Origin of the sequence: Dyadobacter sp. LHD-138 (assembly GCF_030929615.1) — a bacterium.
Lineage (GTDB): Bacteria > Bacteroidota > Bacteroidia > Cytophagales > Spirosomataceae > Dyadobacter.
Genome location: NZ_JAVFVU010000006.1, coordinates 150422 through 170214, shown reverse-complemented (window position 1 = coordinate 170214; position 19793 = coordinate 150422). Strand labels below are relative to the sequence as shown.

The following is a 19793-nucleotide window of genomic DNA, read 5'->3' as shown; positions in this document are numbered from 1 at the left end:
TTTCCAATTACTAATCGTTAAAATAGTGAATTCAGTACAATCCTTTATGTCCCGGGTCATAAGCCGTAACCCGGGAGAAACCGAATTTCATCAGGCCGTTCTCGAAGTAGCCGATACCATTATACCATTTATTGAAGATAAACCCGTTTATCAGAAGGCAAAAATATTTGACAGAATTGTTGAACCGGAACGTGTGATCATATTCCGCGTTCCCTGGATGAATGACCGAGGCGAGGTGGAAGTGAACCGGGGTTACCGGGTTCAGATGAATAGTGCCATCGGGCCGTATAAAGGAGGTTTGAGATTCCATCCCTCTGTTAATCTGAGTACTTTGAAATTTCTTGCCTTTGAGCAAACCTTTAAGAATAGCCTTACGCAGCTGCCTATGGGCGGCGGGAAGGGTGGAGCCGATTTTGATCCAAAAGGGAAATCAGACAGGGAAGTAATGTTTTTCTGTCAGAGTTTTATGACTGAACTGTTTCGCCACATCAGCTCCGACAATGATATTCCGGCAGGGGATATAGGCGTGGGCGCCAGAGAAATTGGTTTTTTATTCGGACAATATAAGAGGCTGAAAAATGAATTTACAGGTGTGTTGACGGGAAAAGGACCAAGCTACGGAGGTAGTCTGATCCGGCCGGAGGCAACGGGCTATGGGGTTGTGTACTTTGTAGAGCAAATGCTTAACCTGCGCAAAGATAGTATCAAGAATAAGACTGTAGTCATTTCGGGTTCTGGTAATGTGGCGCAATACACGCTGGAAAAATGTATTGAGCTGGGCGCGAAAGTAGTTACGCTTTCAGATTCATCCGGGTATATTTATGACGAAAAGGGGATCGATGCTGAAAAGTTTGCCTACATTATGCACCTTAAAAATGAAACACGCGGGCGCATCAAATCGTACGCAGATAAATTTGGCTGTACGTTCGTAGAAGGAAAAACGCCTTGGGAGGTGCCATGTGATATTGCTTTGCCTAACGCTACACAAAATGAGCTGACAGCAGAAGATGCCCGTCTTTTAATTCAAAACGGGTGCATATGCGTAGCGGAAGGTGCCAACATGCCATGTACGCCGGAGGCTATCGAAATATTCGAAAATAACGACATCCTTTATGCGCCAGGAAAAGCGGCTAACGCAGGTGGCGTAGCGGTTTCTGGTCTTGAAATGTCTCAAAATTCGTTAAGACTTTCATGGAGTCGTGAGAAAGTTGACAGCAGATTACAGGATATCATGCACAGCATTCATGCGACTTGTACCCAGTATGGTCGCAGACCAGACGGTCGTCTTAGTTATGTGCAGGGAGCTAACATCGGCGGTTTTGTTCGTGTTGCCGATGCCATGCTGGCTCAGGGGCTGGTATAATCAACCGTCATCATAACAACTGACGATCATTTTCAGACAAATGGAAGGTACGGTTATCGTGTCCTCTCATTTGTCTGAAATGATTTTTAGGTCAGGAAATTATTTATTTGGCTTATAACCCGGTCTTTTTTCCTGCGTAAGATTTTTAATTACCTCGTTCCTTGCTTCATCCTTCTCTTCGAAATAATTTACGACATACATTAGCGGTATGGTAATCCGGTCTGCTGCATTTGAAATCTGTATCACCGCCCGATCAACAAAGTCTTTATCAAAACCTATAAAATTGCCACGTATTGTTTCGTCCGGTGCTTTCTGATACGGTATCACTTTGTTGATGTATTTCTCAGCTCGTTTTTGCAGTCCGGTCAGTTGAGATTGAGCCATGGTTGAGTTTGTTTAACTTTAAGAATAACACAAGTTTTCCGAGTAATCAGGTTCAGGTTTTTTAAGCCTGTTGCCATACTTGTATTTTATAGAAATCCAGTAAAGATAAACATACATTACCAGGAATTTAAGACTTGAAAAACCCCTCGACAAAAACACCTGTCAGGCGTACGTCTTACGCTGCTTTTACTTGATGAACTTTCAGATCTGATGACTGATTTTGAAGTGTTTGCTTAGGCCATTTCCATGCCAGCCAGGCGATCGTGCCAGTGAGGATCATTTCAACCAAACCTAAATAAATGTAAAAGAGCATCCATTGGCTTTTCGAGGTGACCACGATCAGCGCCATAATAAGAGTGAAGAAAATGCCAACGAAAATATTCGCCCACCGGTTTACTTTTGCTTTTAGCATAAGGGAAAGAAAAATCATAACGATCGGGAGCGTCATCATGACAGAAAATCCCAAAAGTGACAGTGGTGTGGTCGTGCCTACTCCCGAGTTGCCGTCCATCAGATTTTTGACGTGGCCGGGGACAAACAAAATAAAGTAATCGCCGTATACATAACAGAACATCACGGCAACCCACAATGCTGATAGCTTGATTTTGATGTTAACCTGAAAATCTTCCGGCATATTCTTTGTTGCAATATCTGAAACCATCATCGTAGTTGCTGAAATTGTGAATCAAAGTTTAAAGTATGTTATGAGCGGCTATCCTTCGCGCCCATAATCAGTAGCCAGAGACATGTACCTATTTCGCCAATGCTTGCCGGCAAAGTGACAAAACCGGAAATGGACATCTCGTCATAACCTGGTAAAAGAAAATGCCCCACAAATTTGATCAGGTAGCCAAAGCAGCCGGTCATTAATAAAATGCCTAAAATTTTAGGTAAAAATCCTGATTTGAAAACCAGATAACCAAAAGGAAAAAGCCATAAACCCCAGAATATGGATGCGATCTGATTGCCGTTGTTGTAAGCATGAAGGTGCAGCAAAACCTGAGTTTGCAGCTGTTCCGTTCCAAATATTTTGAGATAGTCAGCTCTGCTTATCAGGTTCAGTATTTCATATTTATTGAGCAGATTGACAAGTGAAATGGGGACACTCACAACGGCAAGTATCACCATGGCCAATGCGTGATTTTTGTTAACGGGGCTGAGTAATTTGTATAACGCCAGCGGTAAAAAAAGGAAGAAAACGTAGCAAATGACAGCACTGAGGATACCGAGCCGGAACAGTGTTTCGGAGCTGCTGATATTGTTAAAGGTGGCGGCGGCATCTTCCCAGACGATGAGCTGGCCTGGGACATAGGCAAGGTTAAAAATACCGGTCATCACGACAACCAGGTACAGCAAGCCTGCTATTCTTGCGGTGTTTTTATTTGAATTCATCCGTCGCTTTTTACTTGACCTTTCTAAATTAGGATAATAGCTATTATCGTAAGGTGCAAATTATATAACTGGCTGTTTTTGAGGATGAATGTTGCGGGTAATCGGAGAATGGCCCGGGATCTTTGATTTTATCTTTTAGCACAGGAAATGGTTCTGTGATTTTTTATGTTAATAGTTAAAGAAATAATTGCATTAAATATTGTTGAGAAGCGCTTGTTTTTAGATATTTATGAAATTATAAATCCTTTTATCATGAAAACTTTTCAGATTAATATTTTGTCCGAAATCGATACTGAGAAAGTCATGACTGTGCTTGATGGCATGGTGCAGGCGGGTTTGATAGAAATCAAAAATTACAATTGGACTGGTGTTGCACCAAACAATGACCAGCTTGATGAAATCATTGATGAATCGGAGCTTGCGCCTTATTATTCGGCGCAGGAGGTACGGGATATTCTTAAAATGTAGGTCGAAAGTAAAATCGTGAAAATAGTGCTGTGATTTTACGAAAAACCGAATTTTGATTAACAAAAGACAATTTTTAATATTGTTATAGCGTATAGTATGTGTGGTTACTCCGGCGTTGGATGACATGCCAGCATTTATATAGTGAGCTGTTCATAGAAAATGAGAAATCCCGGAATCAGAAAGTTGCGGGATTTCTCATGTATACTTTTAAAAGTAAATTTAGGATTGAAACAATTCGTCGAGATTTTCCAAGGCAGCCGTAAAACCTTCTTTGAAGCCCATTTCGATAATGGTTTCCAGGTCTTCGAGTTTGTCATATTGAATTTCAATAGAAACCAGCGTTGTATCAGACGATGTTGAAAAGTTGTTGGTCCAGGTGGATCTCGGGAACGTCAGATTGAGATTGCCATCAGGATCACAAAATGCATCCTGCGCAGAGAAACTTTTTAACGAGTTTATTGATTTGTAGTCCGCCCGGGCATAATGCTCCGTTCCGTCCGGCCCAACCATGGCATACAGCCAATACCCGCCTTCGGCAAAATTCATCTTTTTTGTTTTGGCCTGCCAGGGTTTCGGGGCCCACCATTGATCCAAAATCTTACTTTCAGTCCATGCCGCCCATACCGATGCAACCGGTGCGGCAAACTCCCTTTCTACTTTGATCTTTTTATTTTCTTTATCCAAAGAAAAATTCATTAAAAGGCTACTTTTCATCTTTGTTTGAATTTAGGTTGATTAATATCTGATCAAGCTGATTGAAACGATCCTCCCAATGTTTTTTGAATTGTTCCATCCAATGGTCAATTTCTTTCATTTTGGCCGGATTAAAATGATAGTGGATTTCTCTTCCTACTTTATTCTGGGTCAGCAGCTGACATTCGGTCAGTACTTTAATATGTTTTGAAACCGCTTGCCGGGTCGTGTCAAAATGGTCTGCCAGGGCGTTGGGTGTCATTGCCTGGGTAGCAATCAAAACTAAAATTGCTCTTCTTGTCGGATCGGCGATCGCCTGAAAAATATCTCGCTTCATGGGGTTAATATCACTTTTGCAACTAATTGGTTGCAAATATATGTGCAACTATTTGATTGCGCAATTTTTTAGTGAAGTTTTTTTGAAGAAATAAAAAGTGGAAGTGTTTTTGGCTCCTTAGAAGAATCTTCCGGTCATTATTTCCGGTATTTCAATTCGTTCCGGCTTTGCTGTTTTCACTTTCCGCGGTCGACTTATTGTTATACGAAGATTTTTCCGGCTTACCGAAGCGGAACGTTAAACCAAGCCTGAAATAATTTGTGGAATAAGTTTTGCTCCGGGAGGCGGTAAGTCTCGGACGTATTTTTGTGACAGGCAGAGCCTGGAATGATTTGTTATGAGATTGAACAGTATTTTTTGAACAGCGCCTTTGCCAGGTAATATTTAATAATTCATTAACACACAAGGATATCTGTGTTCATATTGTGATGGTAATTTCGGGCATCACTTAAGACGAGACTGATGGCTTTCCTGCTGATGAAAAACAGATATCAAAAATGCCTGGCATTGGCTTTGTTTATTTTGATTTTTTTATGGACAAGTACCGAATCTATAATCGGCTCCGGGGTTGACGATCCGATAACACTTTTAAAATCTTCACGTTTAACAACTGTCTCGGCCGGTGAACTTACCGTGATCACCTACAACGTGGCTGGCTTGCCCGGCTTTATTTCCAGTGCCGTGACTGAAAGATCATCAAGCATTGCGGAGATTGGTCGGTTACTAAACCGGTATGACATCGCGCATGTTCAGGAAGATTTTAATTACAATAAATATTTGTACGGGAAGGGAAATACGCATGCTTATCGAACTCATTCGAAAGGTAAGGTTCCGTTTGGAGATGGACTGAATACCCTTTCAAAATTTCCTGTTCACCAGATACGGCGGATTGCGTGGAACAACTGCACCGGCGCAGATTGTCTGACACCGAAAGGATTTTCTTTTAGCAGGATAGAGGTTTCCGAAAACGTGTTTATCGATTTTTACAATGTTCATGCAAACGCTTATAATCATTTAGCTGCGGCTGCCGCCCGGCGAAAAAACATTAAACAATTGTCGGATTATATCAGCGAACACTCGGGTCGGAACGCGGTGATTGTCATGGGCGATTTGAATGCGCATTATGGATTTTACTATGACAATATTCGATTGCTGAATTCTGAAAACAGACTCAAAGATGTCTGGATGTCTCAGAAAAAAAATGATTTGTATCCGGTTCTTTCCACAGAATTCCCCTCTGATGATATACTGGCTGTGACGGACACCTGTGAAACCATTGATAAAATTCTCTACCGCAGCAGTGATGAACTGTCACTGAAAACCGCCGATTATCAATTGGAAAATCGTCTTTTTTGCAATCAAGAAGGACTGCCGTTGTCAGATCATCATCCTGTGAGTGCGCGGTTTTTGTGGCGTGTTCGCGGTGTTGGACAGAGGTTGGTTAGGCAAATTAGCCACGAACCATTCTGAGTCACTTCCAGGGAATATTCTTCCCGGACCTGGCCACGAAACGCCAGGCTGCATTTATCAAAAAAACGTCCCTGATTGATAATTTTATAAACATCTGATTATTTAATGGAATAATATTAGATATTGTGGTGTAAATCTTTGATTGAAAACACTTTTATACCTTGTATCAACTATTTTCTGTTACATCAGCCATGAAAAGTATTATCGTTTTGACGGGTATTTTGTTGTGCGCCGACTTTTCCTATGGGCAGGAAGCATTAACGGGCAGTAAGGCATACGATTATTTGCAGGCTCAGCGTGAATTGGCCCGCGCGCCGCAGAGAGGGGCGAAGCAGCCACCCCTGGACAGTCTGAAAAAGGCTGAAAAAATATTGCAGGATGCACTGGTTTATTATCATCGCCCGGAGGTAATGGAGCTGGCTAAGAAAAACGACCCACTTTTTTACCGCAAATCTGATATTTCCTTCGATCTCGCTGTTGTTGAGCTAAAATTGGGGAAAACCGATTCCGCCGCAAGACTTTTGGAATATCCCCTAAAAGGAAAATTTGGGAATGCCTATGCTGGTGCTTTAAGGGACGATGCACTTTTTACGGAAGTGAAAAAAGATCCCGTTATCGCATCTCTGCTTACAAAAATTGAGGTTGCCGGCAGGACCTTTGAAAGCGGCGCCCTTAAAACACCGTATAAACCCGATATCAGTGAAGATGAGAAAATTGCGGGTCTGTCGAAACTCTGGTCTGAGGCCAAATATAACTTTGCTTACTTTGATCATATACCGCAGGTGGACTGGGATAAGCTGTATCTGGAGTATATCCCCAAAATACGTTCGACGAAATCAACAGTGGAGTATCTGAATGTTTTGAAATTATTTTGCGCGAAATTGCAGGACGGACATACGGACGTCTGGGGAAGCGATCCGGGCTTGACAGACTTAACGGCCCACCGGCCGCCAATCCGTACCGTGTTAATTGAGAACAGGGTTTTTGTCCAGGAAGTATCGCAGGATAGTCTTGAAAAGACGGGAATAAAGCCGATGCTTGAGATAATCAGTGTGGATGGTATTGCGGTGAAGGAATATGCGGATCAATATGTGAGGCCTTACCAAAGCGGTTCAACGGTACAGAATGTCGACGTTAATACCTATACCTATCGCCTGCTGAATGGCCCGAAAACCAAGCCCGTTGCGATCATGTTCCGGGATACCAAAGGCAAGAATTTTACCCGTATTCTGCCGCGCTCGGGGTATAGTAATGTTCGGGCGCGGTCTTCGTTTGGTTTCCGGATTCTTCCGGGAAATATTGCTTATGTTGAACTTAGAGATTTTGAAAGTAATAAGTCGCTTAACGGATTTAAAGCCGCATTTGACTCAATCGCCACGACGAATGCATTGATTATTGACGTGCGTATGAATGGGGGAGGTGACAGTGGTTATGGCTGGGATGTGCTTGGGCATCTTACGGACAAACCCATGGAAACCGGATATCAGACATCCCGGATTTACAGCCCTTTACGGAGAGCCAGGGGAGGGCAGGTAGAGTTTGAACAGGTTGGAGGTGGAAATGGAGGCTGGGCAGCGAACGGAAAAAAACTGTATACCAAACCCGTTGTGGTGCTCACGAGCGGGCGCACGTTTTCTGCCGCAGAAGACTTCTCAGTCGTATTTGATGCGATGAAACGGGGTACACTTGTTGGTGAGCCAACGGGCGGCAGCACAGGGCAGCCTCTGATGTTCTCGCTCCCCGGTGGTGTAATGGCGCGTGTCTGTACAAAGCGTGACATGTATCCGGACGGAACTGAATGGAACGCAAAAGGAATTCAGCCCCATGTATTTGTAAAACCAACGATTTCAGATTTTCAGGCAGGTAAGGATACGGTGCTTGATGCCGCTTTGGTGTTGTTGAAAAAATGATAAATCAGGGTTTTGTCAGGTTAAATCGGCTATCCGGGACTTAAACCGGTACAAATAAGGTGCTCTGTTGGAGGCGCCTGTAAATTTCTTTTCCAGTTTTTCCAACAGTTCGAGGCTTACCATTTTACGATGGAAATTGTTACGGTGAAAGGTTGTCTCTAAAATGGTTTCGAAAAGATTCTGCAAGTCTATCATCGTAAATGTTTCCGGCAGAAGCGATGCGGCCCATCGGTCCATGGTGTTCAACCGGGTGTCGAGCATGAGCTTTAAAGTGTCCAGTGCCTTTTCTATGATATCATTATGATCAAAAGCCAGCTGGGGGAGCTGCTTGATATCAAACCATTCCGATGCCTCCGTCATTTCGCCGGGTGTCGGTGTGATCAATGAAAAGTTCACCAGCGCGTAATAGCCAATGGAGATAAACCTCCTGAAAATCCAGTGGTTATCCGGCATTTCGATGCCTATATTGTTCAGATAATCCTTCATGAATTCGGGATTTCCGCGGTCGACGTGACCAAAAGTGCGGAATTGTTCAAGATAAATATCCGTCAGTCCCGTGCGCTCTTTTAAGATATGAAGCGCAGCCTCGTCAATGCCTTCATTTTGCTCGACGAATCCTCCCGGTAAAGCCCAGATGTCGACGCCGGCCGTCTTGACCAGCAGTACTTTTAATTGATTTTGATGAAAACCAAAGATGACACAGTCAACCGAAAGTTGTGGGACATAGAGATCCTGGCTGCTGACGAAATCTTTGAATTTTTGATTGAGGTCCATAGTTAACACTGATAAATCGGACGCAAACTACTAAAAACTTCTTTACAAAAACAGGCTTTTTAATCCATAGGAAGTTATTTACTCAAAGTGAGTAAAATTATATACTCATTTTGAGTAAATAATTTTTGTCCGGATGAAAAATGTAAAAAGAGAATATGTACCTTTGGTTTTTCTCGTCGCATAAGTCAATTATTTCCTATTAAAATTTCATTCTTTTTATCGGTTCATATTCACTTGCAAGTTTGTTTTAATCAACATTTAACTCATATGATATACTTATGCTAATAACCCTTACACCTTCGAAACCGTCGCGGTTTAAGCGTATTTTGTTTTTTTTATCGGTTCTGTTCCTGGTCACAGAATCGTTTGCCCAGACGACCAAAATCAATGTGCTGATTTTCAGTAAAACGGAGGCATTCCGCCATAACTCCATTGGTGCCGGAAAAACTGCTATTGCGAAAATGGCTAAGGAAAAAGGTTTTGCTGTCAATTTCACAGAAGACTCGAAGCTTTTTAACGAAAAGGAATTGCGGAAATACAATGCGGTTATTTTCCTGAATACAACCGGCGATGTCCTGAACGACGGACAGCAAGCGTCATTTGAACGGTATATCCAGGCCGGAGGCGGTTATCTGGGTATACATTCTGCTACGGATTGCGAGTATGAATGGCCCTGGTATGGTCAGCTGGCAGGAGCCTATTTTCTGGATCATCCTTCCACACCAAGCAATGTGCAGAAAGGGAAATATTCCGTGAAGGAAAAGGGACATTGGGCAACGCAGGGAATGCCGGATGAATTTGAGCGGATGGATGAGTTTTATAGCTTCCGGGATATTTCACCAAAAATCAACGTCGTTTTAACTATCGATGAAAAATCGTATCAGGGGGGTAAAAACCCGGATTTTCACCCGATGAGCTGGTATCAAGAATTTGACGGAGGGCGTTCTTTTTACACGGCCATGGGACATACCGATGAGACTTTTTCGGAGCCTTTGTTTTTGAACCATTTATGGGCCGGGATTAACTATGTTGCCGGTGGGCCGGCTGCAAAGCCGCTTGATTACACCAAGTCGCGTCCGGAAGAAAACCGTTTCACCAAGGTGATTCTGGAAGAAAAGCTGGATGAGCCAATGGAATTGACTTTATTGAACGACGGACGTGTGCTTTTTATCCAGCGTAAAGGTGATGTAAGAATTTACAATACCAAAACCAAACAGCTTAAAACCATCGCTAAAATTCCGGTAAGCCTTAAATATGTAAGCAAAGAAGGTAAGGAATCGGTAGCGGAAGATGGGCTGCTGGGTTTGAATAAAGACCCTAATTTCGCTCAGAACCATTGGATCTATCTTTATTATTCAGTGCCTGATGTTTCCAAAAATGTTTTGGCGCGTTTTGAGCTAAGAGGTGATGAACTCATCATGGATTCAAAAAAAGTGATGCTGGAAATTCCTACGCAGCGAGAAGAATGCTGCCATACAGGTGGTTCGATCGCATGGGATAAAACGGGTAACCTGTATCTTTCAACGGGAGATAACACCAATCCGCATGGATCCGACGGGTTTAGCCCAAGTGATGAAAGAGAAGGGAGAAGTGCCTGGGATGCGCAAAAATCATCTGCGAATACCAACGACTTACGCGGAAAAATCATCCGGATAAAACCGACAGCCGACGGTGGCTATACGATTCCTGAAGGCAATCTTTTCCCAAAAGGAATGGCTGATACGCGCCCGGAAATTTACACAATGGGACATCGGAACCCTTTCAGGATTTCAGTTGACCAGAAAACGGGTTATTTGTACTGGGGTGAAGTCGGTCCGGATGGTTCCAAACCAGCCGATGACCGTGGTCCGGCGGGTCATGACGAAGTGGGTCAGGCCAAACGTGCCGGAAATTTTGGCTGGCCGCATTTTGTAGGGGACAACAAGGCTTATAACCGCTACGATTTCGCGAATAAAAAATCGCTGGAAAAATGGGAGGTGGCTGCACCGATCAATACATCGCCGAACAATACGGGTTTGAAAACATTACCACCTGCGCAAAAGGCTTTTATCTGGTATCCTTATGCCGTTTCGAAAGAGTTTCCGCTCGTTGGAAGTGGGGGACGTAACGCCATGGCCGGACCGGTTTATTACCGTGACGATTTTAAAAATGCACCCAACGCTTTTTCTAAATATTATGATGGCAAACTACTGGCCTACGAATGGATGAGAGGCTGGGTTATGGCGGTTACCATGGATAAGGATGGTAATTACAAGTCTATGGAGCGTTTTATGCCAAGTTATAAGTTCAGCAATCCAATGGATATGGAATTTGCTGAAAACGGAGATTTGTACATGCTTGAATATGGTTCAGGATGGTTTTCAGCCAATGACGACGCGCGTTTGATACGTATTGAATACAATGCAGGCAACAGAAAGCCGCAAATTCAGCTGGGAGCCAATCAGATGGGCGGCGCTTTACCGTTTAATCTGAAACTGACCGCCAAAGGCACCAGCGATGCGGACGGTGATGATCTGAAGTATGCATGGAAAATCACTTCCAAAAATGGATTTACAAAGCTGGTTAATCAACAGGATGCTGCGCTGACTTTAACCAAACCGGGTATTTATAAGGCTGTTCTGACTGTCAATGACGGTAAAGGAGGCATAAATTCGCAAGCCATTGAAATCACGGCAGGAAACGAGCCTCCGGTGCTGAGCTTTGAAATGCCTAAAAGCAACAAAACCTTTTTCGTAGCAGATAAAACCGTTGGCTACGAGGTAAAGGTGAAAGATAAAGAAGATGGAAGTCTGGCAGACGGCAGGATTTCTTCTGATCAGGTATCTGTGAAAATTGACTATCTGCCGGAAGGTTTCGACAAGGTTGCGATCGCGCAGGGCCATCGTTCGGCGGATGAATTGTCTGCTTTTGCAAAAGGTAAAAACCTAATCGCAGCCAGTGATTGCAAAGCGTGCCATAGTGTGGAAAAGAAATCGATCGGGCCTGCGTATAGGGAGGTTAGTTTGAAATATCAGAACGATAATGCCGCTTTGGAAAAACTGACAAAGAAGGTAATAACCGGTGGCAGCGGCGTGTGGGGTGAAACAGCGATGGCTGGCCATCCACAGCTTTCGGCCGCGGATGCTTCTGAAATGGTGAAGTATATTCTGAATATTTCCAAATCAAAACCTGCTGAAAAATCCTTACCCGTTCAGGGAGCTTTTACGGCGAAATTACCTGCGAAAGATAAAGGACAGGGCGTTTATATTTTAAGGGCGGCTTATCAGGACCAGGGGGCAAATAGCTTGCCATCGATCGGTGCAGAGCAAACGCTTACGCTTAGAAATGCAAAACTGGGACCGCATGATTTTGATAAATACGAAGATGTCAGTAAAATGACTTTTGGCGGGAATGCCTTTGCAATACCTTCGAAGGATGGTTCCTATATGCTGTTGAAAAATATCGATCTTTCCTATGTTGAGGCGTTAAACGTGACAGCAATGGCCCCGATAGCGCAGCTTAATTCGGCTGGTGGAAAGGTTGAAGTGAGGATTGACACGCCAACCGGTAAGCTGATCGGTGAGTCGGCGATGATCGAACCTTCGAATTCGATGGCGGGCAAACCTACACCGATCAAAATGACATCTACGACTGGTTCTCATGATTTGTATCTGGTTTACCGAAATCCGAAGGCGGATGGACGCTCGCTGTTTATTGTGACAGGCTGCGAATTCAAACTGGTTGAAAATGAAACCGAGCAGGCTTCGGTGATTACCGAAAAACCGGCTTCTGCGATTACTGATTATATTGGCAAGTATAAAGTAACGGGTCTCCCGTTCGACTTTGTTGAAATTAAAAATGCTGATGGCAAACTTACGATGGAAGCATCCGGGCAGACAGGGGAGTTGAAACCTACGGAAACGGCAGACAAATACGATGCGGACGGAAAGGCGTTAATTACTTTTATCCGAGGCGATAACGGTAATGTGGGCGGCTTGAAAATGGATGCAATGGGGATGACCTTCGAGGGGAAAAGGGAGTAATTTCCGGTCTGGGTAAACCGGAAAAGTTTGGTTCATTAATTCTAAACAGTTTCATAGTTCATTAATCTCTAACAATTTATCTAAAATGAATAAGCTAAAATCACTTTTTGCAATCGCAGTTTTCTTGTTTATAGCGAGTTTTGCTCAGGCTCAGACGGCTTCGGTGCCGGAGTATTTTCATGGTAAATGGAATGTCCTTGTGAAGGACACGCCCAATGGAGATGTGACCATGCCTTTACGGTTTGAACATAAGGAAGGGAAATTGAACGGCTTTTATACCAATCTGGAAACAGGCGAAGAACAAAAAATGACAAGTGTCGAGATCAAAGGTGAAGAATTGACCGCTGCTTATTCGATGGCCGGATATGATCTTTCACTGGTTTTGAAAAAGCAGGATCCAGATCACGCCAATGGTAAATTAATGGATATGCTGGATGCCTTGGGAACAAGAGTAAAGGAATAAACGGGGTCGTTTTTCGATTCTACTTGCTAAATAGACAGACTGGTGCTTTTGGATATTTTTCTATCCAAAAGCACCAGTTTGGGTTATAAGTAGTAGTGAAAAATTGATTCATATTATTGGTTTTTATAATATGTTATTAATCATCCGGTTACTGAGCTAATCGCATAGAGCTAATTGCCAACAGCTACCTAAGAGGACTTATTAAAACAATTTAAAATAGAATTTTTTCAAAATATCAGACAAAATTGGCGTCGACTTGCTAACTTGAAACCCCTTGGACAAATTTCAAATCATTGGGTTTCAATTCTCTATTTTAAAACAGGTTTTTAATGAATGTCGTTGTCATTTTTGATATTGGAAAAACAAATAAGAAAGCATTTATTTTCGACGAAGATTATCGGATTGTCTGGCAAAAATCTACAAATTTCCCCGAAACGGCAGATGAAGATGGGGACGCCTGCGAGGATGTTGACCTGTTGACAAAATGGGTCCTGGCTTGCTGGGATGAAGCAAAAAGTCAGAAAGGTTATACGATTAAAGCCGTTAATTTCAGTACTTATGGTGCCAGTATGGTGCATATTGGCGCTGATGGTGAAGTGCTTACGCCGCTCTACAATTATCTGAAATCCTATCCTGAAAAACTTAAAGAAAAGTTTTATCAAAAGTATGGGGGAGAAGAGGCTTTTGCGATGATTTCTGCCTCGCCAGTACTGGGAAGTTTGAATTCCGGAATGCAGATTTTCAGGATCAAGGAAGAAAGGCCGGCGTTGTTTGACCGGATTAATCATAGCCTTCACCTGCCCCAATATCTGAGCTTTTTGTTTACCGGTCAATATTATGCAGACCATACCAGCATAGGATGTCACACGAATTTGTGGGATTTTACAAAAATGAAATACCATGAATGGGTAACCAATGAAAAAATAGTAAATAAATTACCTGTCCTTCGTTCGGCCGAGGAAAGTATTCAGTTGTCGGATGGAATAGCGGCGGGTGCAGGCTTGCATGACAGCTCTTCGGCATTGATTCCGTACCTGATTAATTTTAAAGAACCGTTTTTATTGATATCAACCGGGACATGGTCTATCTCGTTAAACCCGTTTAACGCAACCCCGCTGACATTTGAGGAAATTCAGTACGACTGCCTTTGTTATCTCGATTACAAAGCAAAACCTGTAAAAGCCGCCAGATTATTTGCAGGTAATGAGCACGAAATTCAGACGAAAAGATTGGCTGACCATTTCCAGGTTCCGGCTGATTATTATAAAAATGTCGCTTATGACAAAACGCTGATCGATGCGCTAAAAGAAGAGCGTAATGACGTAGCGGTAGATAAATACCAGATCCTTCAGGAGTCGGCGTTTAAAAACAGAGCGCTGGCTCAGTTTCAGACTTACGAAATTGCATATCATCAATTGTTACTCGATATTATAAACCAACAGATTATTTCCACAGAGCTGGTTATCTACAACAGTCCGGTGCAAAAGATATTTGTTGATGGCGGGTTTAGTAAAAATCCGATTTTTATGAATTTGCTGGCAGAATCCTTTCCTGAGCTTGAAGTGTATGCCGCGTCCGTTGCACAGGCAAGCTCTCTGGGGGCTGCATTGGCCATTCACAAAGACTGGAACACCAAGCCAATTGCCAATAACCTGATCGATTTGAAGTTTTACAGACATTTGTAAATGAATGTATTTAAAAACGGCTCCCGGGACCAATGATTTAACGTTGGCAGTCCTGGGAGCTTTTGGTCTAAATGCCAAACGCCTTTTCCGGTTCCCTGTGCATTACATTGGGATCCACATCTACGCTGGTCCGGTATTTTACGCCAATCACACCCTGGTTTACGAGCATTTTTAGAAAATGGAATAGATATAATTCTATGAAAAATACTTTAAATCTCTACGGGTTATTGATATTAGTCACCGTACATTTGACCGAAAACAAAACTTAATATACGTTGTGTCGCTGGAAGCACCGTGAGAGCTTTGGACAAACCTGAAATCGATATGGATTGGGCTAATCCCGATTGCTTTTAATTAGAATTTACTTTACAGATAATACGTTAAAAAACCCTCTACAAAAATGACCAGAATATTACTATCCATTAAAAATGACTTTTTTCGAATGGGAATCGCGGCATCCGTTAGGGAATACGCCGGAAATGCCTATATCGAGGAAATAAACAGCTTGCAAAACGTATCGGACAGTCTGCAAAAGTCATATTTTGATTTGCTGATCGTGGAAGTTAGCTTATCAGAGCTGTTTAATCCCAGTGTTCTGGATGGTATTCGCCTGATCCAGCCCCAAATAAAGATTCTGATTATAAGTGAAGACAATGAAAAGGTACTTGCTTACACTTATTTGAAAAAGGGTGTCGATGGTGTTCTTCTTAAGTCCATGAGTAAGTACGAATTTCAATCCGCCTTCGATACGGTATTGACAGGACGGAAATATGCAGTCAGCACCCGGGTTGTTCGTCGGCGTAGAAGCAAAAAGGTGAGCTCGCTTTCTCCGAGGGAAACAGAGGTGATGCACTTGCTTTTAAAGGGCTTCCGGACTACTCAAATTTGCAAGGAACTGAATCTTGCGCCTTCAACGATCAGTACCGTCAAACTTAAAATGTACCAGAAGATGGAGGTGAGTAACGTGGTCGATTTAATGGGCAAAGTCAACAGGGTTGGGTAAAATTCTCCAACAGGGAATTTGAATATTTTTTTAATTGGTATTAAGTCCAGCCTTTATCAGGAATATCAAATCCCGGTAAAGGCTGGACTTTGTTACAAATACATTTTCTGCACACCGGTCTTAATTTTGTATGTATCAGGTTTCCAACGTTTTTATTTATAAACGTGTCATGCTTAAAACCAAACCTCATGCTAATGAAAAAGATACTACATGTGTTACTGCTTGGTATGTCACTGGCTGCCTGTAAGCCAGATCGTTCTGACGATTTCGGGGTGGAGCCTGGTGTTATTGCTTACGATGACGAGGCTCGCGTAGTAAAAAAAACGTATGCCACAGCGGCTGATAAATCCAATGAAATTAATACAGAAGAGCATTTTAGCTATAATGCGGAGGGTAAACTTTCCCGGATTGATGGTTATCAGTTTTATATGGGCAAGAAGGAACTCGTGACGTATCAGGAGCAAATTTATAATGCTGGTGGCCAGCGGATCCTTCACACCTATTATTTTAAAAATGCTGCAAAGGAGTGGAAAGCCGGAAGGGAGCTGGAATATGAATACGAAAATGGTGTTTTAAAAACGGAGAAAGCGTATTACTATCGCGAGAATGCGGCAGATGAGCGAACATTGGCAAATGTGATAGTGTACGAATTTAAGGGCGGTAAAAAGATTGGACAAAAGTATTTCAGCGACCAGAATAAGCTGATGAACGAAGTTGTGTATTCTTATGCCAATAACATCCTGAACCGGGAAACCTGGTATAACGACAAAGGCGAGGTCTTCCGGGTTTTTGAGCACAAATTTTCTGGAAATCGCCGCCAGATCAGCGAGTATTTACCGGCCTGGGACGGTCAGATTGCATTGATTGAAAAGCGTTATGATGGGCAGGGACGGTTGTCGACCGAAGAGACAAAAGTGAATAATCCGCTGGTTTGCTCGATGATGGCCGGATTTGTAAAATACTATTATTAATACATTACAGCATGTTGAGGATTGGTTTACTTTTCGCTGTCAGGCCTTTCCTGACAGCGAAAAGTAGTGGTTTTTAGTAATGTGACAGATTCTCGTCCTGCCATTCATTGACACCATCCCGGATCCGGTTGCGGAAGGTCAGCGTATCCTGCGCAAATGAAGTTGTTCCATCCGCATTGGCAAATTTATATTTCAAAACAATCTTTCTTTCCTGAAGAAGCCTAGCCTGATTGAAAATGCTGGCTCCATCGGGAATAACATCCACGCCGGAGCCATCTGCCTTGCTGATCGTGACATTTCCTCCGTTCAGGGTTATTTTCATTGAACCCGGCTGGTCGCTGATTTTATTGGTCACCAGGGTATTCGGTGCTATGGTTTTAAGGGTTACAATCTTACTTTCCGGAGAAGGTATCGTGGTGAAATATTTTATCGTTTTTACGACTTTTCCATCGGAATCTTTCACCGTGGTAACACCTCCATGCCAGTAATTCCCAAACAGCATGTTCTCATATTTCAATGCAATTATGGTATAACGTTTTTCCTTCGGAATCGAATCTGCATCTGCCGAAGCAATGTAAAACGGAATCGCATATACTGGTTTTACAGTGGCAATGTCCTTTAAAAATTTGGCAGAATCGGCCTTGATAACGACCGTCCCCGAATGATTTCCCTTTTTAATGACCATCTGGCTCTGATCGGAAATGGTAAAATAACTTGCCGGTATCACTTTCAGGGTGTCAACCGACCCCACGGCTTCTTTGATATAGCCTGCACCGGCTTTCATTACCGCCAGAATACCTGCATTGATGAGTTTGGCGTCCATATCAAAATTGACGATCCGATCGCTGGTGTTTTCCCTGACACCACTCAGGGCTGCACCAACTTCTATTTTCATGCCTTCACCGACTACAAACGTGCGCACATTGGTTTGGTACATGAAGTAAATGGCGGTGTAATCGAAGTCTTCGATATAGTCCTTGTAACAGGACGTCATCAGAACCGAAAGCAGCAGTATTACCGTTATTATCTTTTTCATAGATTTTATAATTAATTATTTCCAGGCGTCCCAACCTTCATTTTGAACCAGATTACTCATTCTAAGCATTTCGTCGTACGGGATAGGCAGGTAGGCCGATGAATAAGCGCGTACTTCTACGACCTGGTCCAGGTTGTAGGTAAAAGTTCCGTCAGCATTTTTCTGGATTTTCGCCATATGAACCGGCTTGTTCAGTGATGCAAGATCGGTTGTCCAACGGCGGAGATCATAAAAGCGACTTCCCTCGAAGCAAGTTTCAAGTCTTCTCTCGTTTTTGATAAACCCATTAAATGGAGCCTTTCCTAATGAAGCCACTTCGGTAAGATAAGGGTCGGTTGTAAAACCCTTTCCGCCGTCGGTATTGTCTTTCTTTCTTAAATAAGCCATGGCATCTTTGGCCGATAGTCCGTATTTTGCTCCTTCGGGACCTTCAACCTGGTTTGCGGCTTCTGCAAAAGTCAGGCACATTTGCGCCCAATAAATGAAAAACTTTGCGTGAGGCTGCCTGTTGATCGAATTATCCGACCAGTTGAGTCCCATAAATACCATTTTTTTGATATGATAATTGGTTCTGCTGTTTACAGCCGGACCAGCCGCATCCTTTCCGTTTAGCCAGTTTTCGAACGTGTACATCGTCGTACTGGTGTTGATTTTTACCGCCCTGGCATTGTTGTGAAAAATGGTGGCGTAAAATCTCGGATCACGGTTTTCATAAGGTTTGGAAGGATCGTACAAACTCCTTGGATCCGAAATCGGATATCCGTTTTTCATCGGGAAAGCATCGACAAACTCCTGCGTTGCCCCGACAGATCCCGTTCCCTGAAAACCGCCAGGATAATACATTCTTTCCATGGCGTCGTTGGCATTGTTATAACGGGCCGAAAATATAATTCCGCCAAAATTGGGGTCAAACCAGTTCGTAGCCTTGTTGACATTAAATCCGTTGGTGACTGCATCGGTTTTCATCTTGAAATCCATTACCTCCTTTGCGTTTTTTGCCGCCAGATCCCAACGCGTGATATCATTTCCGGGATTGAAACGTGGACTGGCCCAGGTCAGATAAACCAATGCTTTAATCGCACGGGTGGTGATGCCGTCAAAACGGCCCCAGTAGCGTCCGCCCGCATATGCACGATCGTTAACGTTTGGCACAAGAAAATCGCGGTGGGCAAGGGGGAGATACTTGTAAGCCGAATCGCAATCTGCGATGATTTGCTTCACACATTCGTCATACGTGTTACGCGCCAGGTTGGTTTGTTCCTTAATATCAATCGGTTCTAGTACGATCGGGAAGCCCAGGAGCTGGCCATTCATGCCTTTTCCGCCAAATTTTTGAAGCAGATCCCACTGAAACCAGGCGCGCAAAGCAAAGGCCTCTCCCTGAAGGCGGTTTTTAACCAGGCTGTCCAGATGACTGTTGACGAGAAACTTGGTATTATAACCGCGACGGTCTTTCAGGAAAAGGTTTACCAGATATATGGAACGATAATCTCGGTCCCAGTACGTTCGGAAAGGATCCATGCTTGTAGGTAACGCCCCCACCGCGAGACGGCTTATCGCATTGGTTGTACTCGTAATCACCACATCATCGGTTGCTCCGTCCAGGTAAACGCCTTCGTTGTCGTTGTAGTTTCGGGGCATGTTGTCATAACATTGCCCCACAAGGCCCTGCACCATATCCTGAAATTTCCAGACATCTTCCGTGGTCCGGTTCCCGTTTGGATAAGGTTCCAGATAATCGACACAGGAGGTGAAAAACCCGGCGAGCAACAGGATGGAGAAGATACTTTTTATATTGATCATTTTAAAATCCATAAAGTCC

Annotated in this window: 17 protein-coding genes; 9 read left to right on the top strand and 8 right to left on the bottom strand. The window is 43.3% G+C overall.

Features of this window, described 5'->3' with window-relative positions; translation table 11 throughout:
• The first annotated feature begins 25 nt into the window (after positions 1-25).
• Positions 26-1363: an NADP-specific glutamate dehydrogenase gene (gene gdhA, locus RB622_RS06230; RefSeq protein WP_308045678.1), complete on the top strand. Its 1338-nt coding sequence runs from the start codon at positions 26-28 to the stop codon at positions 1361-1363.
• 99 nt (positions 1364-1462) lie between these two features.
• Here gdhA and RB622_RS06225 read toward each other — a convergent pair whose 3' ends face one another.
• From RB622_RS06225 to RB622_RS06215, 3 genes are all read right to left on the bottom strand, one after another.
• Positions 1463-1747, bottom strand: coding sequence for a hypothetical protein (locus RB622_RS06225; protein ID WP_308045677.1), 285 nt, complete (start codon positions 1745-1747; stop codon positions 1463-1465).
• 175 nt (positions 1748-1922) lie between these two features.
• Positions 1923-2411 carry a DUF6326 family protein gene (locus RB622_RS06220; protein WP_308045676.1) on the bottom strand — a complete coding sequence of 163 codons (489 nt, stop codon included), beginning with the start codon at positions 2409-2411 and terminating at the stop codon, positions 1923-1925.
• A gap of 38 nt (positions 2412-2449) precedes the next feature.
• On the bottom strand, positions 2450-3139 hold the full coding sequence (locus tag RB622_RS06215; RefSeq protein WP_308045675.1) for a DUF4386 domain-containing protein: 690 nt from the start codon (positions 3137-3139) through the stop codon (positions 2450-2452).
• Between the two features lie 252 nt (positions 3140-3391).
• On the opposite strand from RB622_RS06215, the gene RB622_RS06210 reads away from it, so the two are divergent.
• Complete coding sequence (locus RB622_RS06210; protein WP_308045674.1) at positions 3392-3607, top strand: hypothetical protein; 216 nt, start codon at positions 3392-3394, stop codon at positions 3605-3607.
• A gap of 219 nt (positions 3608-3826) precedes the next feature.
• Here the strand turns inward: RB622_RS06210 and RB622_RS06205 are convergent, their stop codons facing one another.
• Both RB622_RS06205 and RB622_RS06200 read right to left on the bottom strand, forming a co-directional pair.
• Complete coding sequence (locus tag RB622_RS06205) at positions 3827-4321, bottom strand: SRPBCC domain-containing protein (RefSeq protein WP_308045673.1); 495 nt, start codon at positions 4319-4321, stop codon at positions 3827-3829.
• Positions 4311-4637, bottom strand: a complete 327-nt coding sequence (locus RB622_RS06200; RefSeq protein ID WP_308045672.1) for a metalloregulator ArsR/SmtB family transcription factor — start codon at positions 4635-4637, stop codon at positions 4311-4313. Before RB622_RS06200 ends, RB622_RS06205 begins: the two co-directional genes overlap by 11 nt.
• A 462-nt stretch (positions 4638-5099) precedes the next feature.
• On the opposite strand from RB622_RS06200, the gene RB622_RS06195 reads away from it, so the two are divergent.
• Positions 5100-6107, top strand: a complete 1008-nt coding sequence (locus RB622_RS06195; protein ID WP_308045670.1) for an endonuclease — start codon at positions 5100-5102, stop codon at positions 6105-6107.
• Between the two features lie 191 nt (positions 6108-6298).
• Positions 6299-8017 (top strand): S41 family peptidase, encoded by a 1719-nt coding sequence (locus RB622_RS06190; RefSeq protein WP_308045669.1) that lies wholly within the window; start codon positions 6299-6301, stop codon positions 8015-8017.
• Between the two features lie 15 nt (positions 8018-8032).
• Here the strand turns inward: RB622_RS06190 and RB622_RS06185 are convergent, their stop codons facing one another.
• Entirely contained in the window at positions 8033-8791 is a 759-nt protein-coding gene (locus RB622_RS06185) for an NrtR DNA-binding winged helix domain-containing protein (RefSeq protein ID WP_308045667.1), read from the bottom strand.
• Positions 8792-9069: 278 nt separating this feature from the next.
• Here RB622_RS06185 and RB622_RS06180 point away from each other — a divergent pair, with 278 nt between their 5' ends.
• From RB622_RS06180 to RB622_RS06160, 5 genes are all read left to right on the top strand, one after another.
• Positions 9070-12813, top strand: coding sequence for a ThuA domain-containing protein (locus RB622_RS06180; RefSeq protein WP_308045666.1), 3744 nt, complete (start codon positions 9070-9072; stop codon positions 12811-12813).
• 85 nt (positions 12814-12898) lie between these two features.
• Positions 12899-13276, top strand: a complete 378-nt coding sequence (locus RB622_RS06175) for a hypothetical protein (RefSeq protein WP_308045665.1) — start codon at positions 12899-12901, stop codon at positions 13274-13276.
• Between the two features lie 329 nt (positions 13277-13605).
• A complete protein-coding gene (locus tag RB622_RS06170) occupies positions 13606-14961 on the top strand; it encodes an FGGY family carbohydrate kinase (RefSeq protein ID WP_308045664.1) in 1356 nt (451 codons plus the stop codon).
• Positions 14962-15361: 400 nt separating this feature from the next.
• Entirely contained in the window at positions 15362-15964 is a 603-nt protein-coding gene (locus RB622_RS06165) for a response regulator transcription factor (RefSeq protein ID WP_308045663.1), read from the top strand.
• A gap of 194 nt (positions 15965-16158) precedes the next feature.
• Entirely contained in the window at positions 16159-16935 is a 777-nt protein-coding gene (locus tag RB622_RS06160) for a hypothetical protein (RefSeq protein WP_308045662.1), read from the top strand.
• Between the two features lie 73 nt (positions 16936-17008).
• On the opposite strand, the gene RB622_RS06155 is transcribed toward RB622_RS06160, so the two are convergent.
• The gene (locus tag RB622_RS06155) at positions 17009-17971 is read right to left on the bottom strand and encodes a DUF1735 domain-containing protein (protein ID WP_308045661.1); all 963 of its coding nucleotides are present in this window, start codon (positions 17969-17971) and stop codon (positions 17009-17011) included.
• Positions 17972-17986: 15 nt separating this feature from the next.
• Positions 17987-19786 (bottom strand): RagB/SusD family nutrient uptake outer membrane protein, encoded by a 1800-nt coding sequence (locus RB622_RS06150; protein ID WP_308045660.1) that lies wholly within the window; start codon positions 19784-19786, stop codon positions 17987-17989.
• Positions 19787-19793: the final 7 nt, after the last annotated feature.